17 protein-coding genes are annotated in these 24976 nt (G+C 74.5%); 11 read left to right on the plus strand and 6 right to left on the minus strand.

Annotated elements, in window-relative coordinates; translation table 11 throughout:
• Window positions 1–41: 41 nt before the first annotated feature.
• Together ACFOYX_RS22380 and ACFOYX_RS22385 are read right to left on the minus strand one after the other, a co-directional pair.
• Window positions 42–1655: a metallophosphoesterase gene (locus tag ACFOYX_RS22380; protein WP_322441642.1), complete on the minus strand. Its 1614-nt coding sequence runs from the start codon at window positions 1653–1655 to the stop codon at window positions 42–44.
• Between the two features lie 125 nt (window positions 1656–1780).
• Complete coding sequence (locus ACFOYX_RS22385) at window positions 1781–2956, minus strand: PQQ-dependent sugar dehydrogenase (protein ID WP_322441641.1); 1176 nt, start codon at window positions 2954–2956, stop codon at window positions 1781–1783.
• Window positions 2957–3106: 150 nt separating this feature from the next.
• On the opposite strand from ACFOYX_RS22385, the gene ACFOYX_RS22390 reads away from it, so the two are divergent.
• Window positions 3107–4033: a 2-hydroxyacid dehydrogenase gene (locus tag ACFOYX_RS22390; RefSeq protein ID WP_322441640.1), complete on the plus strand. Its 927-nt coding sequence runs from the start codon at window positions 3107–3109 to the stop codon at window positions 4031–4033.
• 10 nt (window positions 4034–4043) lie between these two features.
• Here the strand turns inward: ACFOYX_RS22390 and ACFOYX_RS22395 are convergent, their stop codons facing one another.
• On the minus strand, window positions 4044–4421 hold the full coding sequence (locus ACFOYX_RS22395; protein WP_238454566.1) for a PH domain-containing protein: 378 nt from the start codon (window positions 4419–4421) through the stop codon (window positions 4044–4046).
• 257 nt (window positions 4422–4678) lie between these two features.
• Here ACFOYX_RS22395 and ACFOYX_RS22400 point away from each other — a divergent pair, with 257 nt between their 5' ends.
• The 4 genes from ACFOYX_RS22400 to ACFOYX_RS22415 all read left to right on the plus strand — a co-directional run bounded on the left by ACFOYX_RS22400 (window position 4679) and on the right by ACFOYX_RS22415 (window position 11958).
• On the plus strand, window positions 4679–7159 hold the full coding sequence (locus tag ACFOYX_RS22400) for a bifunctional diguanylate cyclase/phosphodiesterase (protein ID WP_322441639.1): 2481 nt from the start codon (window positions 4679–4681) through the stop codon (window positions 7157–7159).
• Between the two features lie 122 nt (window positions 7160–7281).
• Window positions 7282–9771: a glycoside hydrolase family 2 protein gene (locus ACFOYX_RS22405; RefSeq protein WP_322441687.1), complete on the plus strand. Its 2490-nt coding sequence runs from the start codon at window positions 7282–7284 to the stop codon at window positions 9769–9771.
• 64 nt (window positions 9772–9835) lie between these two features.
• Window positions 9836–10174 (plus strand): helix-turn-helix transcriptional regulator, encoded by a 339-nt coding sequence (locus ACFOYX_RS22410; RefSeq protein WP_109800500.1) that lies wholly within the window; start codon window positions 9836–9838, stop codon window positions 10172–10174.
• 86 nt (window positions 10175–10260) lie between these two features.
• Window positions 10261–11958: a SulP family inorganic anion transporter gene (locus ACFOYX_RS22415; protein WP_322441686.1), complete on the plus strand. Its 1698-nt coding sequence runs from the start codon at window positions 10261–10263 to the stop codon at window positions 11956–11958.
• Between the two features lie 74 nt (window positions 11959–12032).
• Here ACFOYX_RS22415 and ilvD read toward each other — a convergent pair whose 3' ends face one another.
• Window positions 12033–13880, minus strand: coding sequence for a dihydroxy-acid dehydratase (ilvD, locus tag ACFOYX_RS22420; RefSeq protein WP_322441638.1), 1848 nt, complete (start codon window positions 13878–13880; stop codon window positions 12033–12035).
• Window positions 13881–14009: 129 nt separating this feature from the next.
• On the opposite strand from ilvD, the gene ACFOYX_RS22425 reads away from it, so the two are divergent.
• From ACFOYX_RS22425 to serA, 5 genes are all read left to right on the plus strand, one after another.
• Window positions 14010–16439 (plus strand): bifunctional diguanylate cyclase/phosphodiesterase, encoded by a 2430-nt coding sequence (locus ACFOYX_RS22425; RefSeq protein WP_322441685.1) that lies wholly within the window; start codon window positions 14010–14012, stop codon window positions 16437–16439.
• A 188-nt stretch (window positions 16440–16627) separates the two neighbouring features.
• Complete coding sequence (locus tag ACFOYX_RS22430; RefSeq protein ID WP_322441637.1) at window positions 16628–18514, plus strand: acetolactate synthase large subunit; 1887 nt, start codon at window positions 16628–16630, stop codon at window positions 18512–18514.
• Complete coding sequence (ilvN, locus tag ACFOYX_RS22435) at window positions 18514–19029, plus strand: acetolactate synthase small subunit (RefSeq protein WP_109804749.1); 516 nt, start codon at window positions 18514–18516, stop codon at window positions 19027–19029. The genes ACFOYX_RS22430 and ilvN overlap by 1 nt, the downstream gene beginning before the upstream one ends.
• Window positions 19030–19084: 55 nt before the next feature.
• Window positions 19085–20098, plus strand: a complete 1014-nt coding sequence (ilvC, locus tag ACFOYX_RS22440; protein WP_322441636.1) for a ketol-acid reductoisomerase — start codon at window positions 19085–19087, stop codon at window positions 20096–20098.
• A gap of 257 nt (window positions 20099–20355) precedes the next feature.
• Window positions 20356–21954, plus strand: a complete 1599-nt coding sequence (serA, locus tag ACFOYX_RS22445) for a phosphoglycerate dehydrogenase (RefSeq protein ID WP_109804751.1) — start codon at window positions 20356–20358, stop codon at window positions 21952–21954.
• Between the two features lie 65 nt (window positions 21955–22019).
• On the opposite strand, the gene ACFOYX_RS22450 is transcribed toward serA, so the two are convergent.
• Window positions 22020–22376 (minus strand): hypothetical protein, encoded by a 357-nt coding sequence (locus ACFOYX_RS22450; protein WP_201749923.1) that lies wholly within the window; start codon window positions 22374–22376, stop codon window positions 22020–22022.
• Window positions 22377–22763: 387 nt separating this feature from the next.
• A complete protein-coding gene (locus tag ACFOYX_RS22455) occupies window positions 22764–23636 on the minus strand; it encodes an FAD:protein FMN transferase (RefSeq protein WP_322441635.1) in 873 nt (290 codons plus the stop codon).
• A gap of 223 nt (window positions 23637–23859) precedes the next feature.
• Here ACFOYX_RS22455 and ACFOYX_RS22460 point away from each other — a divergent pair, with 223 nt between their 5' ends.
• The gene (locus ACFOYX_RS22460; RefSeq protein WP_322441634.1) at window positions 23860–24891 is read left to right on the plus strand and encodes a 3-isopropylmalate dehydrogenase; all 1032 of its coding nucleotides are present in this window, start codon (window positions 23860–23862) and stop codon (window positions 24889–24891) included.
• The last annotated feature ends 85 nt before the right edge of the window (window positions 24892–24976 follow it).

Below are 24976 nucleotides of genomic sequence, written 5' to 3' on the forward strand. Positions count from 1 at the left end.
AGAGGGGCGGGGCCAACCGCGTGTCCCACCCTGCGGACCGGTCAGCGGGTCGGGGTCGGGCTGGCCGACTCCGGACCACCGCGGGTCGGGGTCGGGGTGACCGGCACCTCCGCGCCCTGCGCCGGGTCCCGGATCACGTGCCGCTCCAGGTTGACCTGCGACTGGCCGGTGCCGCCCACGGTGATGTCGTCGTACGCCTGAAGCATCTTCTGCTGGTCGAAGTAGAGCACCGACATCGACAGCGGGGTGGGCTTCTCGCCCTCCAGGCCGCGCAGCCCGGCCCCGCCGGTGGAGCCCTCCACGAAAAGCTGCGTCGGCTGCTTCCCCGGCACCTGCGGCAGCCTGGACACCTGCCGGGCATGGGTGTGCCCGGCCAGCACCAGCGGGCAGGTGCCGGAGAGCGGCCCGGCCGAGGCGGGGTCGTGCACCAGCGCGATGTTCACCGGTCGCGGCGAGCCGGTGACCGTGGTGGCGAGCTGTTCGCCGGCGCCGATCACCTGTTCGGCCACCTGCTTGGTCAGACCGCTGCCCGCCGGTGAGGTGTTCTTGTCCGGGGTGAACCGGGGGTCGCCGATCCCGGCCACGGTCAGCCCGGCCACGGTGGTCGTCGAGTTGTCCAACACGATCGCGTTCGGCTGCTTGGCCACCGCCGCCGCCGTCCGCGCCGAGTCGTGGTTGCCCCGGATGTAGACGTACGGCTTCTTGAGCAGGCCGATCGAGCCGACGAAGGACGCCTCCGGCTCGCTGCCCCAGTCGGTGATGTCGCCCGTGTCGATCACCACGTCGATGCCGAACTGCTCGACCACCGTCCGGATCAGCTGCCACCCCGTCGGGTTGAGGTGCATGTCCGACACGTGCAGCACCCGCGTCGTGCCGGGGGCCGGCTCGTACACCGGCAGCGCCGAGACGGTGGTGTAGAGCTGGCTGACGTTGCCCACCAGGCGCTGGAGCTGCTCGGCGTACTTCGTGTAGTCGTTGGCGATCCGGCGGGCGTCGCCCACGATCGCCGGGGCGTTGACCAGCAGCCCCTCGTACCGGGGCTCCTCGATCGCCTGCGGGCGCATGGTCGCGGCGGCCAGCCCGAGGCTGCCGGCGGTGACCACCAGGGCCAGCCCACCGGCCCAGGCCGTCCGCCGGGCGTCCCGGAAGACCAGCCCCGCCAGCAGCAGGGTGGCCAGCACCGTCGCGCCCAGCGTCTTCAAACCCAGGCGCATCACCCCGGCCCGGACGTCGGCGACGGCGGACTGGCTGGCCCGGCTGATGCTCGCCGGGTCGTTGATCAGCGCCTGGGTCCGCCGCTGGTCCAGCGCGCCCAGCCGCACCGTGAGGTAGGTCGGCCCGTCGTGGCTGTTCAGCAGCAGCGCGCCCAGCGGCGGGACGTCGACGGTGGTGCCACCGTGGAGCGACGGGCTCAGGTCGAGCTCCGCCCGGAACGGCCCGATGTCGGTGCCGACGTGCCCACCGGCGTACGTGCCGGCGACCACCCCGCCCAGGGCGACCGCCAGGACGGCCAGCGCCACGCCGAGCCGCCGCAGCCACGGGTTCCGACCCGACCGGCCGGTACGCCGCGGCCAGCTCGCCCAGCGCCGGGCACGTCCGGTCGCCGGGGCACCCTCGTCCCCGGTGTCGCGCTGCTCGTTCTCCTGGCCGTCCATGCTGAGATTCTGACCTGCCCGTCGTGGGATCTTGGCAAACCCGAGAGAAGCCGGCGCGTTCCCACCTTTCCGACCCGCCGGTCGCCCCCGTCCCGCGGGGTGACCGGCCGGCTACGGTCGGTCGGTCAACTCCGGCCGGCCCCGCCGTCGGCGAAGACCAACCGCAGGATCCGGTCGTCCTCCGGCGCCGGCTGGCCCCGTCCGTCCCGGTTGGAGGTGGTGACCCAGAGCGACCCGTCCGGCGCGGCGGCCACCGCCCGCAGCCGACCGTACTTCCCGGTCAGCAGCTCGCGGGGCTGGCCGAGCACAGTGCCCTTGTCGGTGAACTCGACCAGCCAGAGCCGCTCGCCGCGCAGGCACGCGGTGACCAGCAACCGCCCCACCGCGGCGAGCCCGGAGCAGGAGGCCTCGCCGGTCCGCCACTGCACGATCGGGTCGGCGTACCGCTTGTCGCCGGCCCGTCCCTCGACCTGCGGCCAGCCGTAGTTGCCACCCCGGGTGATCTGGTTGATCTCGTCCCAGGTGCTCTGACCGAACTCGACGGCGTACATCCGCTTCGCCGGGTCCCAGGCGAAGCCCTGGACGTTGCGGTGCCCCAGGGACCAGACCGGCGAGCCGGGGAAGGGGTTGCCGGCGGCCGGCTTGCCGTCCGCGGTGATCCGGAGGATCTTGCCGCCGAGGCTCTTGCGGTCCTGGGCGTTCGCCTGCCGGCCCGCGTCGCCGGTGCTGGCGTACAGGCTGCCGTCCGGGCCGAAGCCGAGCCCGCCGCCGTTGTGGTTCCCGGCGGCCGGAATGCCGGTGAGGATCGGCGTCGGCCGCCCGCCGAGCTGAAGCCGGGCGATCCGGTTGTCCCGGGCGGTCGTGTAGTAGACGAAGACCGTCCGGTCCTTGGCGTAGGACGGGGAGACGGCGATGCCCAGCAGCCCGCCCTCGCCGCCGGCGGCCACGTCCGGCACGGTCTGCACGACCGTGACGGTCAGCCCCTCCGGCCCCGAGCCGGGCCCGACCTGGAGGATCCGGCCGCTGTCCCGCTCGGTGACCAGCGCGGCGCCGTCGGGGAGGAAGGCGACGGCCCACGGCACCCGCAGCCCCTTCGCCAGCACCGTGGCCACCACCTGCTGACCGGCACCGGCCGCGCCGGGCGTGGCCGACGGCGTCGGGAGGTTCGGCGGCTCGCCGGCCGGGTCGGGCCCGGGCTCGCCGAAGGCGCAGCCGGTGGTGCCCAGCAGCAGCGCCGCGCAGGACGCCGCCAGCGCCGCCCGGAGGCGGCCGATGCGGGGGTACGGGGGACGGGCCTTCACCCGGCCCAGCCTAGCCCGGCGGCCCGACCGTCCGGGTACGACGGATCCGGCGCGTCCGGCCTGCGGCACCCGTCCGCGGCGACGGGTGGCTCCGGCTCAGCGGGCCCGGTTGCGGGCGTGGGAACGGCGCGCCGGTTATCGTCGGCGGTCGTGAAGGTATGGATCCCGCACCGCTCCGGTCACGCCCTCCTCGGTGAGCTGCCCCCGGGTGTCACCGTGGAGGTGGTGGAGGACCCGGCCCGGCTCCCGTCAGTCCCCGACGGCGTGCGGTTCTGGGTGCCGCCGTTCCTCGCGGGTCCGGACGCCGGCGCGCTGCTCGCCGAGCTGCCCGACCTCGAGGTGGTGCAGCTGCTCTCCGCCGGGGCGGACGCCTGGGTGGGCCGGATGCCCGAGGGGGTCACCCTCTGCGACGCCCGCGGGGTGCACGACTCGGCCACCGCCGAGTGGGTGGTCGCCGCGGTGCTGTCCCAGCTGCGCGGCTTCGGTCCGCTGGCCCGGGCGCAGGGGCGCCGCGAGTGGGCGTACGACGAGGTGGCCCCCACCGACGAGCTGGCCGGCAAGCGGGTGCTGATCGTCGGCGCCGGCTCGATCGGCGCGGCGGTCCAGGCCCGGCTGGCCCCGTTCGAGGTCACCTTCACCCTGGTCGCTCGCACCGCCCGGCCCGCCGAGGGGGTGCACGGGGTGGACGAGCTGCCCGGCCTGCTGCCGGAGGCGGACGTGGTGGTGCTGCTGGTGCCGCTGACCGAGCGGACCCGGGGGCTGGTGGACGAGAAGTTCCTCGCCGCGATGGCCGACGGCGCGCTGCTGGTCAACGCGGCCCGCGGCCCGGTGGCCCGGACGTCGGCGCTGGTCGCCGAGCTGACCACCGGTCGGCTCCGGGCGGCGCTGGACGTCACCGATCCCGAGCCGCTCCCCGCCGATCATCCCCTGTGGGGGCTGCCGAACGTGCTGCTCACCCCGCACGTCGCCGGCTCCGTGCGCGGGCTGCTGCCGCGGGCGTACCGGCTGGTGGGGGAGCAGCTGCGCCGGTTCGCGGCCGGGGAGCCGCTGGTCAACCGGGTGGTGGACGGCTACTGACCGGGCCGGCTCAGCGGGTGCTGCCGGGCAGCCCCTGCCCGGTGGCGGCGATCAGCCGGGGCAGGTCGGCGGCCCGGACGGCGGGGAGCACCAGGCGCTCGCCGTCGTCGAGCCGGACCACCGCCCGGCCGCGCTCGTCGGCGCCCAGCTCGGCGACCCGTTCCCAGGCGATCCGGCGCTGCCCGGCGAGCGCCCGCAGCCGCAGCCCGCGTGGGTCGGCCTCGGTGCCGGACCGCCACGCCCAGAGCCCGACGGCCAGCGGGATCAGCAGCACCCACAGCAGCCACCAGCGGGCGGTGGCCAGCGGCAGGGCGCCGATGAACGCGACGATCGCGGCGACCAGGATCGCCTGGTTGGGCCGGAAGCGGACGGTGTCGGCGGGACTCACCCCCCGATGATCGCACCTCGACCCGGCGCGGCTCCGCGCGGGCAGGGCGGCGGCGTACGGCACGGACCTTGTGACCGCGGTCACTGGAATGACCCGTAACCGGACGTCGTAGGAATCGTTTGTTCGCGTGGTCGCGCCGGTTTGCCGCCCGTCGGTCCGTCGCACCCACCGTCACCCGTCCGGCCCCGTACCGCCGACACACCCCGCACGTCGTTCCGCAACGCACCGCCCCGTGCCCCCTCACGAAGGCGACCGCCGTGTCCGTCGCGTACCCCTCCGGCGACCACCGTCGCCGGCCGTCGTCGCCCGACCGCCTGGTGCTGGCGGTCGGCGCGCTGCTCGTCCTGGCCGGGTCCGCCGGCCTCGTCCCGCCGTCGGCGGCCCTGGCGCTGGCCGTCGTCGCCGGCTCCGCCCTGGCCTGCGTCCGGCTCTCCGGGCTCGCCGGCGCCCCGCCCGCGCCGGCCTGGTCCGCCGTCCCGCCTCCGCCGCCCGCCGGGATGGGCGCCGGCCCGCCCGCGTCGAGTGACGCGGGATCGCCCTCCGGCACCGGAGCGGGGCCCGGCGGCCCCACCCACCCGCCGGTCTGCGTCGACACCCGACCGCCGCCGGCAACCGACCCGAGCCGGCCGCTCGGGCGGCGCGCCGGCCGGGTCGCGATGTCCCGCCGGGTGGTCGCGATCCTCGACGCGGCCGTGCTGGCGGCCGGGCTCACCGTCGCCGTGCTGCCGCTGACCGAGGCGGCGCACCGGCCCCCGGTCGTGCTGGTCGGGCTGGCCGTCGTCGGCGCGTTCCAGGCCGTGGGCCTGCTCCGGCTGCCCGGGCGCTCCCGACTCTCCGGCCGGCAGCGGCTCCGTCGGACCGTGGACGGGGTCGGCCTGGCCGTCAGCCTGGTCTTCGCCGGCTGGGTGCTGCTGCCGGCCGGCCAGGTGCCGCCGCCGGCCCGGGCGGCGACCGTCGCGGGCGCGGCGGGGCTGGCGGTGCTGGTCGTCGCCGCGCTGGCCGAGCGGCGGCGCCGCCCGGGCGCGGCGCTCTGCCTGGCCGGGGCGGCGGCCACGCTGTCCGGGCTGGCCGGTCTGGCGGTGCTGCTGGCCTATGCGGCGCCGGAACGCGCCGTCCTCACCCTGGTCCCGCCGCTGGTGGCGGGCGCGCTGCTCACCGCCGCGGGGGCACGACGCGCGTCGGCGGGGGAGACCCTGCGTCCCGACGGGTCGCCCGCGCCGTGGCCCCGGGTGACCGCTCCGGCCGGCATCGCCGCGCTCGCCGCCGGCCACCACCTTTGGGCGGTGGGGGAGTTCAGCGCCCCGGCGATCGCGCTCGGGCTGGCGGTGATCCCGCCGGTGATCCTCCAGGAACTGCTGACCGCCGCGGACCACCGCCGGCACGCCGAGCGGATGCTCGCCCGGGAGGCGCGGCTGCGCGAACTCGTCAACGACCTCGACGAGCGGGACCGGCTGACCCGGACGGTGCGCCGGCTCATCGCCACGGACCAACTCACCGGGCTGGCCAACCGCCGGGAACTGCTGCGCGAGCTGTCCGCCCGGGGCGCGGCGCCCACGCCCGGTGCGCTGCTCGTGGTCGACCTGCACGGGCTGGGCATGGTCAACGACGGGTCCGGGCACGCGGTCGGCGACGAGGTGCTGGTCGAGGTCGCCGGGCGGCTCCGGGCCGGCTGCGGGCCGGGCGACCTGGTGGCCCGGCTGACGGGTGACGAGTTCGCGGTTCTCACCGACGTCGGGTCGGTGCTGGCGTACGCGCTGGCCACCCGGCTGCTGGCCGCGCTGACCGAGCCGTACCCGCTGCCCGGCGGGGCGGCGCGCCTGCAGGCCAGCGTCGGGTTGGCGGAGACCGGTGCAGGGGAACCGGAGGACGTGCTGCGCCAGGCGGATCTGGCCCGCCGCCGGGCGGTGCAGCTCGGCCGGGACCGGGTCGAGTGGTACGACGCCTATCTGGAGGAGCAGCTGGTCCGCCGGCTCGACCTGGAACGGGAGCTGCCCGGTGCGATCGCACGGGGCGAGCTGGACCTGGTCTACCAGCCGGTGCTGGCCCTCGCGGACCGGCGCCCGGTGGGCACCGAGGCGTTGCTGCGCTGGCGCAGTCCGGTGCTGGGCACGGTGCTGCCCGCCGAGTTGCTGCCGGTCGCGGAGGACCTGGACCTCGCCGGCGAGCTGGGCCGCTGGGTGCTCGACCGGGCCTGCCGGCAGCTCGCCCAGTGGTCCGAGGGCGGTCGGGACCTCTGGATGTCGGTGAACGTCGGGCCTCGGGAGCTGGTCGCGCCGGACTTCGTGCCGCGGACGGCCACCGCGCTGGCGGCGTACGGCGTGCCGGCGGACCGGCTGGTGGTCGAGGTGGCGGAGCCGGCGGTCGCCGCCGAGCTGCCCACCGTGGTGGCCCGGCTGGCCGGGCTGCGCTCGCTGGGCGTGCGGACGGCGTTGGACGACTTCCGGGCCGAGCACGCCTCGCTGGCCCAGCTCCGCCGGCTCCCGATCGACCTGCTCAAGGTCGGCCCGCACCTGGTCGCGTCGGACGGCGACGCGCAGCGACCGCTGATCGACGTGGTGATCAGCCTGGGCGACCGGTTGGGGGTCGACGTGGTGGTCGAGGGGTTGGAGTCGGACGCCCAGGTCGACGGGGCGCGCCGGGCCGGCTGCCGGTACGGCCAGGGTTTCGCACTGGCCCGGCCGGCGACCGCCGAGCGGGTGGAGGCGTGGTTCGAGGAGTTTCCCTCGACCTCCCGTTGAACCGGCTCGTTCAGTACTTCCCGACCTCGGTGGTGGCCGTCTCCGACCTGGCCAGCGGCAACTACGTCATCTACCGTCGGGTGCTGGCCGGCGCGCGGAATCATGGAAGGCGCGGTGAAGTCGTGAGCCATCGAGCGCTGCACGAGGGTTGGGTGCTGCGGGCCGTACCCGGTCCGCAGGTGCCGCCGGAGATCGTCGACCGGGAGGTGCCGGCAACCGTGCCCGGCTGCGTGCACACCGATCTGCTCGCCGCCGGCCTGATCCCGGACCCGTACCTGGATGACAACGAGAGCGGGCTCGCCTGGATCGGGCGCACCGACTGGGTCTACGAGACGACCTTCGCCTGGCAGCCCGGCGACGACGACCGGGTGGACCTGGTCTGCGTCGGGCTGGACACGGTCGCCACGGTCACCCTGAACGGCACCGAGGTCGGCCGCACCGAGAACATGCACCGTGGGCACCGGTTCGCCGTCACGTCGCTGTTGCGCCCCGGCCGGAACACGCTGACCGTCCGCTTCGACTCGGCGTACCGCTACGCGGAGGCGCACCGGGACCGGCTCGGCGACCGGCCGAACGCCTACCCGGAGCCGTTCAACTTCATCCGCAAGACGGCGTGCAACTTCGGCTGGGACTGGGGTCCCACCCTGGTGACCGCCGGCATCTGGCAGGAGATCGGGCTGCACGGCTGGTCCACCGCCCGGCTCACCGCCGTCCGGCCGGTGGTCACCGTCGCCGGCGACAGCGGCCGGGTCGAGCTGCACGTCGAGGTCGAGCGGGCCGCCGCCGCGCCGGTCACCGTCGGCGCCACGGTCGCCGACGCGGCCGGCGAGGTGACGATCCCGGCGGGCGAGCGCACGGCCGTGCTGACCCTCACGGTTCGCGACCCCGAGCGGTGGTGGCCCCGGGGGTACGGCGACCAGCCGCTGTACGACCTGGTGGTGACCCTCTGCGCGGAGGACGGCCGGGCGCTGGACGCCTGGTCCCGCCGGATCGGCTTCCGCTCGGTACGTCTCGACACCGCCCCCGACGCGCACGGCTCCGCGTTCGCCCTGCACGTCAACGACGTGCCGGTCTTCGTCCGCGGGGTCAACTGGATCCCCGACGACGCGTTCCCCAACCGGGTGACCCGGCAGCGGCTGGCCGAACGGTTCGACCAGGCTGTGGGGGCGAACGTCAACTTTCTCCGGGTCTGGGGCGGCGGCCGGTACGAGTCGGAGGACTTCTACGAGCTGGCAGACTCCCTCGGCCTGCTGGTGCAGCAGGACTTCCTCTTCGCCTGCGCCGCGTACCCGGAGGAGGAGCCGTTCCGCAGCGAGGTCGAGGCGGAGGCGGTGGAGCAGGTGACCCGGCTGGCCGCCCACCCGTCGCTGGTGCTCTGGACCGGCAACAACGAGAACATCTGGGGCTGGCACGACTGGGACTGGCAGGAGCCCCTGGCCGGCCGCACCTGGGGGCGCGGCTACTACCTGGAGCTACTGCCCCGGATCGTCGCCGAGCTGGACCCGACCCGGCCGTACTGGCCGGGCAGCCCCTGGTCGGGCGGCGAGGACGTGCACCCGAACGACCCGGCGCACGGCACCGCGCACATCTGGGACGTCTGGAACACCGACGACTACCGGAAGTACCGGGAGTACCTGCCGCGCTTCGTCGCCGAGTTCGGCTACCAGGCGCCCCCGGCGTACGCGACGCTGCGCCGGGCCATCTCCGACGAGCCGCTCGCCCACGACTCACCGGGCATGGCGCACCACCAGAAGGCCGCCGACGGGGACCTGAAACTCCAGCGCGGGTTGGACGCCCACCTGCCGGTGCCCGTCGACTTCGACGACTGGCACTACCTGACGCAGCTCAACCAGGCCCGGGCCATCCAGCTCGGGGTGGAGCACTTCCGCTCGCACCGGCCGGTCTGCATGGGCACCATCGTCTGGCAGCTCAACGACTGCTGGCCGGTCACCTCCTGGTCGGCGGTCGACGGCGACGGCCGGCGCAAGCCGCTGTGGTACGCGCTGCGCCGCGCGTACGCCGACCGGCTGCTCACCGTGCAGCCGCGGGACGGTGGGCTGGCCGTGGTGGCGGTGAACGAGACCGGCGCGGCGTGGCGCGGGGCGGCCAGGGTCACCCGGCTCACCCTGGCCGGGGAGCCGAGGGCGAAGACCTCGGTCGAGCTTGACGTTCCCGCGTACGGCGCGGTGGTGCTGGCGCTGCCGGCGGAGCTGGCACGGCCGGACGAGGCCCGCCGCGAGGTGCTGGTCGCCGAGGCCGGCGACCAGGCGGAGCGGGCGCTGTGGTTCTTCGCCGAGGACCGGGACGTCGACTGGCCGGCGGCGGAGTTGGACGCGGTGGTCGAGCCGGTCGACGGCGGCCAGCGGGTCCGGGTGACCGCCCGGTCGGTGCTGCGCGATCTCACGCCCTTTCCCGACCGGCTCGACCCGTCGGCCCAGGTGGACCAGGCGCTGGTCACCCTGCTGCCGGGGGAGTCGGCGACCTTCACCGTGCGGGCCGACGCGCCGCTGGACCCGGCGGCGCTGACCGCCCGCCCGATGCTGCGCTGCGTCAACGACATCACCGTCGGTATCTCGCCAGCGGACAGTCCTCGGCGCGGCCCTCGGTCCTGACGCCACCGGACCGACTTGAAGAATTCTGCAAGTGCTAAAGTCTTCAGGTCTTCGGGGAGGTTTCATGTCGGTGCCGCTGTACCAGGCCAAGGCGGAGCTGTTCCGCACCCTCGGGCATCCGGTCCGGATCCGGGTGCTCGAACTGCTCCAGGACGGGCCCAAGCCGGTCCGGGACCTGCTCGCGGCGATCGACGTCGAGGCGTCCAACCTCTCCCAGCAGCTCGCCGTGCTGCGCCGCGCCGGCATGGTGACCTCCCACCGCGACGGCCCTCTCGTCATGTACGCGCTCAGCACCCCCGACGTGGCCGACCTGCTGGCCGCCGGACGGCGCATCCTCGGCGCGGTCCTCACCGACCGGGACGCCCTCCTCGACGAGCTGCGCGGCACCGGAGGGGACCGGTGACCGGAGCGGCGCTCGGCCACGCCGCGGGTCCGGCCACCGGCGGCGCCGGCGGGGGACCCTCGCGCCGGCAGCACGACGGGCACCGGCTGCGGCGAATCGGCGGCCTGCTCCGCAGCCGACTGCTCGGGCTGCTGCCCGGCCGGGCCGACTGGGCGGCGGCCCGCCGCTCGCCCCGGCGGGACCTGCTGGCCGGGCTGACCGTGGCGGTGGTGGCGCTGCCGCTGGCTCTGGCCTTCGGCGTCACCTCCGGGCTGGGCGCCCAGGCGGGCCTGGTCACCGCCGTGGTCGCCGGCGCGGTGGCCGCCGTCTTCGGCGGCTCCAACCTCCAGGTCTCCGGGCCCACCGGGGCGATGACCGTGGTCCTGGTGCCGGTGGTGCAGCGCTTCGGCCCCACCGGGGTGCTCATGGTCGGGGCGATGGCCGGGCTGGTGCTGATCGCCCTCGCCCTGGCCCGCCTCGGCCGGTACGTCCGCTACCTGCCCACCCCGGTGATCGAGGGCTTCACCGCCGGCATCGCCGTGGTGATCGCCCTGCAACAGGTCCCCGCCGCGCTGGGCGTGACCGGCGCCCACGGCGAGAAGGTCTGGGCGGTGGCCGCCGACGCGGTCGCCCGGTTCGTCGTACATCCGAAACCGGCGGCCCTCGCGGTGGCCCTCGCCGTCGCGGCGCTCATGCTGCTCGGCGCCCGGTGGCGTCCCCGGCTGCCGTTCTCGCTGCTCGGGGTGGCCGCCGCGACCATCCTCGCCGAGCTCGCCCCGGTCGACCTGGTGCGCATCGGCGCGCTCCCGCAGGGCCTGCCCGCGCCGTCGCTGGGCTTCCTCGACCTCGACGCGGTGGGCATGCTGCTGCCCAGCGCGCTCGCGGTGGCGGCCCTCGCCGCGTTGGAGAGCCTGCTGTCGGCCACCGTCGCCGACGGGATGACCGTCGGCCAGCGGCACGACCCGGACCGGGAACTCTTCGGCCAGGGCCTGGCCAACCTCGCCTCGCCGCTCTTCGGCGGCATCCCGGCGACCGCCGCCATCGCCCGCACGGCGGTGAACGTCCGCGGCGGGGCGGCCTCGAAACTCGCCGCCCTCACCCACGCCGTGGCCCTCGCGGCGATCGTGCTGGCCGCCGCGCCGCTGGTCGGCCGGATTCCCCTCGCCGCGCTGGCCGGCGTGCTGCTGGCCACCACCGTGCGGATGGTCGAGGCCGGCTCGCTCTGGGCGCTCGCCCGGGCCACCCGCGGCGACGCGGTCGTGCTGGTGCTCACCTTCGCCGTCACCGTGATCTGGGACCTGGTGACCGCAGTGGCCGTCGGACTGGCTGTCGCCGTCGTGCTCGCGCTGCGCGCGGTCGCCCGCAGCGCCCGGCTGGAACAGGTTCCCCTCGACGCCGGCGAGCACCGCGCCGAGGAGCACGCGCTGCTGGCCGAGCACATCGTGGCCTACCGGCTGGACGGGCCGCTCTTCTTCGCCGCCGCGCACACCTTCCTGCTGGAACTCTCCGAGGTCGCCGACGTCCGGGTGGTCATCCTGCGGATGTCCCGGGTGACGACGATGGACGCCACCGGGGCGCACGTGCTCGGCGACGCGATCCGCCGGCTGCGGGGACGCGGCATCACCGTCCTGATCTCCGGCATCACCCCCGGCCACGACCAGGTGCTCAGCACCCTGGGGATCGCCGACGAGCTGCGCCGCGAGGGGCTGGTCTTCCCGGACACCCCGGCCGCGATCCGGCACGCCCGGACCGTCGCGCTGGGCGGAGCCGACGCAGCCGCACCCGTGACAGCCGTCACCGCCTGATCCCTCCTGGCGGCCCTCCGTCGGATCACGTCGTCAGCGGACAGGCCGGGGCGCCGAGTGGGAGACCCGGCCGCTCACTCCGGGACGCGTCGGTAGGCGCCGTCGCTGGCCGAGGTGGCCATCGAGGCGTACGCGCGAAGCGCCGCCGACACCGGCCGCTGCCGGTCGGTCGGGGTGTACGGGCGGTCCCGCTTCTCCTCGGCCACCCGCCGGGCCTGCAGCACGTCCTCGGGGACGTTCAGCTCGATGGAGCGCCCCGGGATGTCGATGACGATCTCGTCGCCCTCGCAGACCAGCGCGATCAGCCCGCCGGAGGCCGCCTCCGGGGAGACGTGCCCGATCGACAGGCCGGAGGTACCGCCGGAGAACCGCCCGTCGGTGAGCAGCGCGCAGGACCGGCCCAGCCCGCGACCCTTCAGGAAGGAAGTGGGGTAGAGCATCTCCTGCATGCCCGGGCCGCCCTTCGGGCCCTCGTACCGGATCACCACCACGTCGCCGGCGACCACCTGCTTGGCCAGGATGGCCGACACCGCGTCGTCCTGGGACTCGTAGACCTTCGCCGGGCCGCGGAACGTCAGGCACTCCTCCGGCACCCCGGCGGTCTTCACCACGCAGCCGTCCGGGGCCAGGTTGCCGTGCAGGATGGCCAGCCCGCCGTCGGCCGAGTACGCGTGCTCCCGGTCCCGCACGCAGCCGCCGGCCGCGTCGGTGTCCAGGGACGACCAGCGGTTGGTGGTGGAGAACGGCTCGGTGGTGCGCACCCCGCCCGGGGCGGCGTGGAACAGCTCGATCGCCTCCGGGGTGGCCGACCCGCCGCGCACGTCCCAGTCGGCGAGCCAGCGCTCCAGGTTGGGGGAGTGCACCGCGTGCACGTCCCGGTCGAGCAGGCCGGCGCGGTCCAGCTCGCCGAGGATGGCCGGGATGCCGCCGGCCCGGTGCACGTCCTCCATGTGGTACTGCGGCGAGTTCGGGGCGACCTTGGCCAGGCAGGGCACCCGGCGGGAGATGGCGTCGATGTCGGCCACGTCGAAGTCCAGCTCGGCCTCCCGGGCGGCGGCGAGCAGGTGCAGGATCGTGTTGGTCGACCCGCCCATGGCCACGTCCAGGGCGACCGCGTTCTCGAAGGCGCTCCGGTTGGCGATGGCGCGGGGCAGCACCGAGGCGTCGTCGCCGTCGTACCAGCGCTTGGCGATCTCCACGGCGGTGCGGCCGGCCTCGACGAAGAGCGACCGGCGGGCGGCGTGGGTGGCCAGCGTCGACCCGTTGCCCGGCAGCGCCAGACCGATCGCCTCGGTCAGGCAGTTCATCGAGTTGGCGGTGAACATGCCGGAGCAGGATCCGCAGGTCGGGCAGGCCGAGCGCTCGATCTCGCCGAGCTGGTCGTCGGTGACCGCCTCGTTGGAGGACGCGATCATCGCGTCGATCAGGTCGATCTTGGAGTGCACGATCCCCTCGATCGCCACCGTCTTGCCGGCCTCCATCGGGCCGCCGGAGACGAAGACGGTCGGGATGTTCAGCCGCAGCGCGGCCAGCAGCATCCCCGGGGTGATCTTGTCGCAGTTGGAGATGCAGACCAGGGCGTCCGCGCAGTGCGCGTTGACCATGTACTCCACCGCGTCGGCGATCAGCTCCCGGCTGGGCAGCGAGTAGAGCATGCCGCCGTGGCCCATCGCGATGCCGTCGTCCACCGCGATGGTGTTGAACTCCCGGCCCACCCCGCCGGCCTCGGCCACCGCGTCCGCGACCAGGCCGCCGAGGTCCTTGAGGTGTACGTGACCGGGGACGAACTGGGTGAAACTGTTGGCGATGGCGACGATCGGCTTGCCGAAGTCGTCGTCGGTCATCCCGGTGGCCCGCCACAGGGCCCGGGCACCGGCCATCGTCCGACCGTGGGTGGAGGTCCTCGACCGCAGCTCAGGCATGCGTACCAGTCTGACACCGGTCTCGCGGCGACCCCCCGGTGCGCGCGCCGTGTCCCAACAGTTGCGCACCCGGTTCCCCACGAAGTGCGCCCATCCGGCACAGTTGAGGTCGTGCACTTCCCCCCGGGCATGGCCGCCGTCGCGGTGCTGAGCGGGCTCGTCGCCGCCGTCGCCACCGCGCTGCTGACCGCGTCCGCCCGCCGCCGGGTGGGGCCCCACCGCCAGGCTCACGTGCTGCTCGCCACGGCGGCCGGAATCGCGCTGCTCACCCTCCTCGTCGGGGTCATCGCCACGCTCGCCGACAGCGAGCACTGGGCCCACCACCAGGGGCAGCGCACCGGCTTCGCGACCCTGATCTCGGTCGGCACGGCGCTGTGCGGGCTCGCCCTCGGCGCCGCCCTGCTCCGGCTGCCCGGGACGGCCGCGACCGGGCCCGCCACCGCCCGGCTGCTCCTCGACGGCCTGATCATGGCCAGCGCGCTCTGGTTCGTCGGCTGGGTGGTCTTCACCGAACCGACCCGGCTGCTCGGCGCGGCCACCCCGATTGCCTGCGTACCGATCGTGCTCGCCACCGTGGCCGCCGCGCTCACCGCCGGGCTGACCATGATCATGGTGCTGCGGGCCGCCCCGCCCCGGCGCCGACTCGCCCTGCTCGGCGCCGGTGTGACCGGGGTGACCTGCGGCGGGCTCGGCCTCGCCACCGGGCTCTGCCAGGCCGGCCCGGGGATGGCGCTGACCGGCGCGGCGGTGCAGGCGGCGGGGCTGCTGGCCACCGTCCTGGCGGTGTACCGGGTCGACCCGCCCGGCCAGGTGGACGTCGACCTGATCCGCCGGGACGGCGAGTACGCCTTCGTGCCCATGTTCGCCATGGCCGCCTCGGCGATGTTCCACCTCCTCCAGGGCGGCCGGTTCGACGCGTTCGGCATCGTCGCCGGCAGCGTCGAGGGCTTCGCGCTGGTGGCCCGGCAGTACCTCGCGCTCAACGACGTGCGCCGCTACGCCGGCCGGCTGGCCGAGCGGGAGGCGCACTTCCGCGAGCTGGCGCACACCGACCCGCTGACCGGCCTGGCCAACCGGCGCGGGCTGCTGCGGGCGCTGCGCCGCTGCGTCGAGGCCGATGTGCCCTGCGTGCTGCTCGGCCTCGACCTCGACGGCTTCAAGAACGTCAACGACATGCGCGGGCACGACGTCGGCGACGTGGTGCTCGCCGAGGTGGGCCGCCGGCTGCGCGGCAACCTGCGTCCGGGTGACCTGGCGGCCCGGCTCGGCGGCGACGAGTTCGCGGTGCTGATGCGCGGCTCGACCGACGCCGACCGGGTGGCCGAGCGCCTGCTCGGGGTGCTCGGCCGTCCGTACGACCAGCCCGAGGGGCCGGTCTTCCTCTCGGTCAGCATCGGGGTGGCCGGGAACTGCGGCGAGCCCGACGTGGAGCTGCTGCTGCGCAACGCCGACCTGGCCCTGCGCTACGCCAAGCAGCGGGGCAAGAACCGGATCGAGCGGTACGACGCCGCGTACGACCAGCTGCTGCGCCGGCGGACCACGCTCGAGCACGAGCTGCGCGGGGCGATCGAGCGCGACGAGCTGCGGCTGGCGTTCCAGCCGGTGGCGTCGCTGCCCTCGGTGCGTCCGGTCGGCGCCGAGGCGCTGCTCCGCTGGCACCACCCGGAGCTGGGCAACGTCCGCCCGGACGAGTTCATCCCGCTCGCCGAGGAGTGCGGGATGATCGCCAAGCTGGGCGCCTGGGTGCTGCACCAGGCCTGCTACCAGCTCTCCCGCTGGCTGGCCGACGGCCACGACGTCTGGGTGTCGGTGAACGTCTCCCCGCGCGAGCTGCACGCCCCGGAGTACGTCGTGCAGGTCGCCGACGCGCTGCGCGCGCACCACGTGCCGCCGCAGCGGCTGGTGCTGGAGGTCACCGAGCACGCGGTCGCCACCGACCTCGACGAGCTGATCCGGCGGCTGACCGCGCTGCGGCTCACCGGGGTCCGGATCGCGTTGGACGACTTCGGCGCGGGCTACTCCTCGCTGGGGCAGCTGCGCCGGCTGCCGATCGACATCCTGAAGATCGACCACAGCCTGGTCGCCGAGCACGAGCCGGTGCGTCCGGTCGGCCGGGACGGGCCCGCGTTCGCGCCGATGGTCGACATCGTCATGCGCCTCGGTCACCAGCTCGGGCTCGAGGTGATCGCCGAGGGCGTCACCAACCCGACCGAGCTGGCCGCGGTGGTCGCCGCGGGCTGCCGGTTCGGGCAGGGCGCGCTCTTCGGCTGGGGGGTGCCCGCCGAGCACCTGGAGGCGATGCTGGAGGCGGCGACCTCGCCGGGCGCGCGCCCGGCGCCGTTGCCCCCCGCTCCGCCGGCCGCTCCGCCCCGTCCCGCGCCGTCGCCGCTGCTGCCGCGCCTGCGGTCGAACCCGCCGGTGCCGGCGCCGCGCTCTCCGCAGGAGGGTTTCCCGCAGGTGGGAGGGGCCCGCGATGCCACTTCCGGGTACGACACGCCCGGGTCCGTGAACCAAAATGTGGGATCAGTTGACTCATCGCGTGAGATGCGTCAGGCTTAGCCGCATGTCGTCGAACCGGTCGCTGCGAGTACTTACCTGAGCGCACTCTCCCTGATCGAGAGTGCGCTGGCCCCGTGCATCTGCACGTGGGCCGTTTTTATTGCCGTCGGAACCCATCGGGGCGGCCCCCGCCCGCGTTGCACTCTGTGAAAGAGCCTCACCCACTCCAGCCGGAGGCCTGAACCGCCATGACGAGACCCACGCCAGAGACCCTCGCCCACTCCGCCCGACGGGCCCGCCCGGCCTCCGAGCCGGCGATCGACGCCGACCACGCCCCCACCCCCCGCAACGGGGCCACCCCGGCCGCTCCGGCGGTACGGCAGGCCGCCCCGACGGAGGTCTCCGGCGCGGGATCGCTCGTGCGGTCGCTCGAGGCGCTCGGCGTCGACGTGGTCTTCGGCATTCCGGGCGGTGCGATCCTGCCGGCGTACGACCCGCTCTACGACTCCACCGTGCGGCACATCCTGGTCCGCCACGAGCAGGGTGCCGGCCACGCCGCCACCGGCTACGCGCAGGCGACCGGGAAGGTCGGCGTCTGCATCGCGACCTCCGGGCCGGGCGCGACGAACCTGGTCACCCCGATCGCCGACGCGTACATGGACTCGGTGCCGATGGTGGCGATCACCGGCCAGGTCGCGCGTCCCTCGATCGGCACGGACGCCTTCCAGGAGGCCGACATCCAGGGCATCACCCTGCCGATCACCAAGCACAACTTCCTGGTGCAGACCGCCGAGGAGATCCCGCAGGTCCTGGCCGAGGCGTTCCACCTGGCCTCGACCGGCCGGCCCGGCCCGGTGCTGGTGGACATCCCCAAGGACGTCCTCCAGACGCCGACCACCTTCGCCTGGCCGCCCACTCTGGACCTGCCCGGCTACCGGCCGACCCTGCACCCGCACGGCAAGCAGATCCGGGAGGCGGCCCGGCTGATGACCGGCGCCCGCCGCCCGGTGCTCTACGTCGGCGGCGGCGTGCTCAAGGCCGGCGCCACCGAGGGGCTGCGCCGGCTGGCCGAGCTGACCGGCATCCCGGTGGTCACCACGCTGATGGCGCTCGGCGCGTTCCCCGACTCGCACCGGCAGCACCTCGGCATGCCGGGCATGCACGGCACCGTCGCCGCGGTCTACGGCCTGCAGAAGGCCGACCTGATCGTGGCGCTGGGAGCCCGCTTCGACGACCGGGTCACCGGCAAGCTGGACTCGTTCGCCCCGGACGCGACCGTGGTGCACGCCGACATCGACCCGGCCGAGATCGGTAAGAACCGGCACGCGGACGTGCCGATCGTCGGCGACGCCCGGCACGTGATCGACGAGCTGATCGCCGCGGTCACCACCGAGCGGGCCGCCGGCCACCCGGCCGACCTCGGCGACTGGTGGACCCAGCTCGACGACCTGCGCGAGCGCTACCCGCTCGGCTACGAGGAGCCGGCCGACGGCACCCTCTCCCCGCAGTACGTGATCAAGCGGCTGGGCGAGATCGCCGGCCCGGACACGATCTTCGTGGCCGGCGTCGGGCAGCACCAGATGTGGGCCAGCCAGTTCATCTCGTACGAGAAGCCGCACACCTGGCTCAACTCCGGCGGCCTCGGCACCATGGGGTACGCGGTGCCGGCGGCGATGGGCGCCAAGGTCGGCAAGCCGGACACGGTGGTCTGGGCGGTGGACGGCGACGGTTGCTTCCAGATGACCAACCAGGAGCTGGCCACCTGCGCGCTGGAGGGCATCCCGGTCAAGATCGCCGTGATCAACAACGGCAACCTGGGCATGGTCCGGCAGTGGCAGACGCTCTTCTACGGCGAGCGCTACTCCAACACCGAGCTGGGCACCCACAAGCACCGCATCCCCGACTTCGTGAAGCTCGCCGAGGCGCTCGGCTGCGTCGGGCTGCGCTGCGAGAACGCCGCCGACGTGGACAAGACCATCGAGGCGGCCATGGCGATCAACGACGGCCCCGTGGTGATCGACTTCGTGGTCGGCAAGGATGCCATGGTCTGGCCGATGGTCGCCGCGGGCACCAGCAACGACGAGATCATGTTCGCCCGGGGCGTCCGTCCCGCCTTCGACGAGGACGAGCTCTGATGACTCTGCACACGCTGTCCGTGCTGGTGGAGAACAAGCCGGGTGTCCTGGCCCGGGTCTCCGGCCTGTTCTCCCGGCGCGGCTTCAACATCGACAGCCTCGCCGTCGGCGAGACCGAGAACCCCGACGTCTCCCGGATCACCATCGTGGTCAATGCCGAGTCGTCCCCGCTGGAGCAGGTCACCAAGCAGCTCAACAAGCTGGTCAACGTGCTCAAGATCGTCGAGCTGGACCCGCAGGTCTCGGTCGCCCGGGAGCTGCTGCTGGTCAAGGTCCGCGCGGACCGCACCGCCCGGGCGCAGGTGCTGGAGACGGTGAACCTGTTCCGTGCCCGGGTGGTCGACGTCGCGCCGGACACGCTGACCATCGAGGCCACCGGCACCCCCGACAAGCTCGACGCGCTGCTGCGCGACCTCGAACCGTTCGGCATCAAGGAGATGGTCCAGTCCGGCACGGTGGCGATCGGGCGCGGCTCGCGTTCGATCACCGCCGGGCCCGCGCTGCGCGCCGCCTGACCACCACACAAGTCCACGACGGGCCGCTGCGGACCGCCGTACGAAAGGGAAGTCAATGAGCGTTGAGGTGTACTACGACGACGACGCCGACCTGGGCCTGATCCAGGGCCGCAAGGTCGCCGTGATCGGGTACGGCAGCCAGGGCCACGCCCACGCGCTGTCGCTGCGCGACTCCGGTGTCGACGTGGTGATCGGCCTGCCCGCCGGTTCGAAGAGCCGGCCCAAGGCCGAGGAGCAGGGCCTGCGGGTGGTCACCCCGGCCGAGGCGGCGGCCGAGGCCGACGTGATCATGATCCTGGCGCCGGACACCGCGCAGCGGGCCCTCTACGCCGAGGCGATCGCCCCGAACCTCGCCCCCGGCAAGGCAGTCTTCTTCGGCCACGGCTTCAACATCCGGTACGGCCTGATCACCCCGCCGGCCGACGTGGACGTGGCGATGGTGGCCCCGAAGGGCCCGGGCCACCTGGTCCGCCGCCAGTACGTCGACGGCAAGGGCGTGCCCTGCCTCGTCGCCGTCGAGCAGGACGCCAGCGGCAATGCCTTCCAGCTGGCCCTCTCGTACGCCAAGGGCATCGGCGGCACCCGGGCCGGCGCCATCCGGACCACCTTCACCGAGGAGACCGAGACCGACCTCTTCGGCGAGCAGGCGGTGCTCTGCGGCGGCGCGGCGGCACTGGTGCAGACCGGTTTCGAGGTGCTCACCGAGGCCGGCTACGCCCCCGAGGTGGCCTACTTCGAGTGCCTGCACGAGCTGAAGCTGATCGTCGACCTGATGTACGAGGGCGGCATCGCCCGGATGCGCTACAGCGTCTCCGACACCGCCGAGTACGGCGACCTGTCCCGCGGCCCGCGGGTCATCGACTCCCGGGTCAAGGAGGAGATGCGCAAGATCCTGGGCGAGATCCAGTCCGGCGAGTTCGCCCGCGAGTGGGTGGCCGAGGACGAGGCCGGCCGGCCGAACTTCGCCAAGTGGCGGGCCGAGGGCGCGGCGCACCCGATCGAGGAGACCGGTCAGAAGCTGCGCGCCATGATGAGCTGGGTGGACCGGCCGATCACCGAGACCGCCTGACCCGCACGGTGGCGGGTCCGGCGCTCTCCCCGGCGCCGGGCCCGCCACCGCCTGCGTTCCGCCCCCGTTCAGCCCCGCGACATGTCGGGTTTGTGAGGGCACTCACCCCGCAACCCCGGACACGCCGACCGGCCTGCGCCCTACGATCCCAGGTAGGTGCGTAGCCGGCACCTGACGGCCATGGCACGGCTCACCGCAGGGCGCAGCGCGGCGTCCCCCGCCGTAGCCGACCGCTCTGACGACATCTACGAGGACCGATGAATCCTGTCGTACTGATCGCCGAAGAACTCGCTCCCGCCGCCATCGAGGTGCTCGCGCACGACTTCGACGTACGCCACGTCGACGGCACCGACCGCCCGGCCCTGCTCTCCGCGCTCGCCGAGGCCGACGCGGTGATCGTGCGCAGCGCCACCCAGATCGACGCCGAGGCGATCGCCGCCGCGCCGCGCCTGAAGGTGGTCGCCCGGGCCGGCGTCGGCCTGGACAACGTCGAGGTGCCGGCCGCCACCGCGCGGGGCGTCATGGTCGTCAACGCCCCCACCTCCAACATCGTCTCCGCCGCCGAGCAGGCCGTCGCGCTGCTGCTCGCCGTCGCCCGCAACACCGCCGCGGCCAGCGCCGCGCTCAAGGCGGGGGAGTGGAAGCGGTCCAAGTACACCGGCGTCGAGCTGCAGGGCAAGACCGTCGGCGTGGTGGGTCTCGGCCGCATCGGCGTGCTCTTCGCGCAGCGGATCGCCGCCTTCGGCACCCGGCTGATCGCGTACGACCCCTACATCCAGCCGGCCCGCGCCGCCCAGCTCGGCGTCCGCCTGGTCGGGCTGGAGGAGCTGCTGCGGGAGGCCGACTTCATCTCCATCCACCTGCCGAAGACCCCGGAGACGGTGGGCCTGATCGGCGAGAAGGAGCTGTCGATCGTCAAGCCGGGCGTGCGGATCGTCAACGCCGCCCGCGGCGGCCTGGTGGACGAGCAGGCCCTGGCCGACGCGATCGCCGAGGGCCGGGTCGCCGGCGCCGGCGTCGACGTGTACGCCAAGGAGCCCTGCACCTCCTCGCCGCTGTTCGCCTTCGACAACGTGGTGGCCACCCCGCACCTGGGCGCCTCCACCCACGAGGCGCAGGACAAGGCCGGCCTGGCCGTGGCCAAGAGCGTCAAGCTGGCGCTGCAGGGCGAGTTCGTGCCGGACGCGGTCAACGTGCAGGCCGGCGGGGTGGTCGCCGAGGACGTCCGCCCGCTGCTGCCGCTGGCCGAGAAGCTGGGCCGGGCGTTCACCGCGGTGGCCGGCGGGGTCGCCGCCAGCGTCACCGTCGAGGTGCGCGGCGAGATCGTCAACCACGACGTCTCGGTGCTCAAGCTCGCCGCCACCAAGGGGCTGTTCAGCTCGGTGGTCGAGGAGCAGGTCACCTACGTCAACGCGCCGCACCTGGCCGCCGAGCGCGGCGTCGAGGTGACCCTGACGACCCAGGCCGAGACGGTCGACCACGCGAACCTGGTCACCGTCCGTGGCGCGCTGCCGGACGGCCGCACGGTGAGCGTCTCCGGCACGGTGACCAGCACCGGCACCCGGGACGTCATCAAGCTGACCGAGGTGGACGGTTTCGACGTGGAGATCGGCGCGGAGGGCATCCTGGTCTTCCTGCGCTACGTCGACCGGCCGGGCGTGGTCGGCACCGTCGGCACCCTGCTCGGCGAGGCCGGGGTCAACATCGCCGCGATGCAGGTGGCCCGCCGGGAGGCCGGCGGCGAGACGCTGATGACGCTCACCGTCGACCAGGCGCTCGGCGCGGACCTGCTCAGCTCGGCGGCCGACTCGATCGGCGCGGTCGCGGCCAGCGCCGCCGACCTGCGCGACGAGTAGTCCACACGCGACACATCGGGGGCCCGGCCGACTCGGCCGGGTCCCTCGTCGTACGGGACCGCGGGTCAGGGGGTGACGCGGGCCGGCGGTGGGTAGACCGAGCCGTCCTGGGCGTCGAAGAGCATCAGGTCGTGCTCACCGGCCAACCGCTCGATGTCGAGCAGTACCTGGTCCTCGCAGGTCGGGAAGAGGTTCAGCTCCAGGTGGTCGGCCGCCGCGTGCAGCGGGGTGACCTCCCAGGGGCTGCCCGGCCCGGCGTGGCGGTCGGGATACACGGCGGTGATCGCCCGGTAGAAGCGGACCACTCTTGGGTCGGGGTGGCGGTCGGCGTGCCGCCCCTCGCGGCACCGCTGCACCGCTGCCCGCACCTCGGCGGGCGTGGCCCCTGCCGGAAGGGCCCACACGCTCAGATCGAAACTCACGGCGGACAGCGTGCCATCCCGCGTCCGCGTCGTCACCCCTGCCCCGCCGCAGGGCAGTCGCGGATTCCCGATCCGGGGGCGGTGACGGTCCGCTGTGGAGACTCTTGCGTCGAGTTGCGTCGATTCGCTAGCGTACCGGTGCGGTCGCTGGCGGAGTCGCGGCGTCGGCCCGTCTTCGGGTGGCGTGGTCGGACGTCCGGCCCACCGGTCCGCACCCCTCGATTGCGCGAGCCACGCGCACTCGTCGCTGACCGGCCTCCACAGTCGTTGCCGAGACCGTGGGGGCCGATCGCGGCGCTCCCGGCGCCGATCCGCCCGCCACCTGCACACCTCGCGCGGCCGTGGTGCGAGGAACGGCCGATCGGGGCGGCAGCGGGCAGCGGATCGTCAGCGGCGGTGGGCGAAGAGCGCCCGATAGTCCGAGCCGGTGCGGAACCAGGCCAGCCCGGCCGGGCCGGCGGCGTAGAGCGCGGTGGCGTAGGCGTCGGCCACGGCGAGGTCCGGGCCGACGACGGTGGCGGCGACCAGGTGGTCGGCGGGCTCACCGGTGTGCGGATCCACCACGTGGCCCCGACGGCCGGTGACCCCGGAGGTGCCCACCGCCCCGGCGGTCATCTCCAGCACCAGCGGGGCCCGGTGGGCGTCGGTCGGATGGTGCACCGCCACGCGCCAGGGGCCGCCGTGCGCGGCGTGGCCGCGTACCACCAGGTCGGCGCCGGTGAGCACGGCGTAGTCGTGGATGCCCGCGGCGCGCAGCCGGGCCGCGGCCCGCTCGACGGCCCAGCCGCCGAGCAGGCCGCCCGGGTCGAAGCCGCCGGGCACCGCCCAGGCGTCGAACCAGCCGTCGGTGGCCGCGCGCATCGCGGCGCAGCGGTCCACCAGGTCGGCCAGCGGCGGGTACGACTCGGGAGTGATCTCGCCCCGCCGCAGCCGGGAGACCAGGCTGTCCGGCCGGGCCGGCCCGTAGGTGAGGTCGATGGCGCGCAGCTCGGCCACGGCGTCCCGCAGCGCCTCCCCGACGATCCGCCGGCCGAGCCACCCTGGGGCGTTGAGCAGCAGCGAGTACTCGGCGGTGGAGGTGCGGACGGTGTGCTCGGCGGTGATCCGGTCGCCGGCGGTCCCGGCGGACCGGTCCAGCCGGTGGCTGCGGGTGCCGAGCCGCAGGTCGGGGCGGCGGCTGCGGAACCCCGCCTGGTCGACCCACCGGGTCCGGGGCTGCTCGTCGACCCATCGGGCCCGTGGCTGCTCGTCGATCCGCATCACACCTGCTCCTTCGCTGACGACGCCGCAGCGCCGCGGCGAAGCCGGTCACGGGCCCCCGTGACCCGTTCCCCACCGACCCTAGGCAGTGGAGATGACCGCACCATGAATGCCACCTGGGAGCCTCCTGAGGATTCCGGTTTCCCGCATGGTGGAAGGCGCGTACCGGGAGACGGGACGACGACGTACCGTTCACGGGAAGCGACGAGGTGAGGAGCGCCAGGTGGCACGGATCGCGGTGGTGGCCGGGGACGGGATCGGACCCGAGGTGGTCGCGGAGGCCCGCAAGGTCATCGACGCGGTGCTCCCCGGGGTCGAGGCCACCGAGTACGACCTCGGCGCCGCACGCTACCACCGCACCGGCGAGGTGCTGCCCGACTCCGTGCTGGCCGAGCTGGGCGGGCACGACGCCATCCTGCTGGGCGCGGTCGGCGACCCCACCGTGCCACCGGGGGTGCTGGAGCGGGGGCTGCTGCTCAAGCTCCGGTTCGCCTTCGACCAGTACGTGAACCTCCGCCCGTCCCGGCTCTGGCCGGGGGTGCCCGGGCCGCTGGCCACCGTCAAGCCCGGTGAGGTCGACCTGGTCGTCGTCCGCGAGGGCACCGAGGGCCTGTACGCCGGCGCCGGCGGCTCGCTGCACCGGGACACCCCGGCCGAGGTGGCCACCGAGGAGAGCCTGAACACCCGGCACGGGGTGGAGCGGGTGATCCGGGACGCCTTCGCCCGGGCCGGCCGCCGCGAGCGGCGCAAGGTCACCCTGGTGCACAAGACCAACGTGCTCACCCACGCCGGCTCGCTCTGGGCCCGCGCCTTCGCGGCGGTGGCCGCCGAGCACCCCGACGTCACCACCGAGTACCAGCACGTCGACGCCGCCGCGATGTTCCTGGTCACCCAGCCCCAGCGGTACGACGTGGTGGTCACCGACAACCTCTTCGGCGACATCCTCACCGACATCGCCGCCGCGGTCACCGGCGGCATCGGCCTCGCGGCGAGCGGCTGCATCAACCCCGCCGGGACGTACCCGTCGATGTTCGAGCCGGTGCACGGCTCGGCGCCGGACATCGCCGGCAAGGGCGTGGCCGACCCGGTGGCCGCGGTGCTCTCCGCGGCGCTCCTGCTCGACCAGCTCGGCCACGCCGACGCCGCGGCCCGGGTCACCGCCGCGGTCGGCGCCGAGCTCGCCGGCCGGACCCCGGGCGTACCGCTGCGCACCGCCGAGGTCGGCGACCGGCTCGCCGGGTACGCCGTAGCCTGACCAGGGCCTTCCGCCGGCCCGGATCCGGGCCGCCAGACCCGCTCCGGGCCCACCCCGCGACGTCGTCCGCGGCGACGCGACCGCG

This window comes from Micromonospora sp. GCM10011541, assembly GCF_042650725.1.
Classification (GTDB): Bacteria; Actinomycetota; Actinomycetes; order Mycobacteriales; family Micromonosporaceae; genus Micromonospora; species Micromonospora sicca.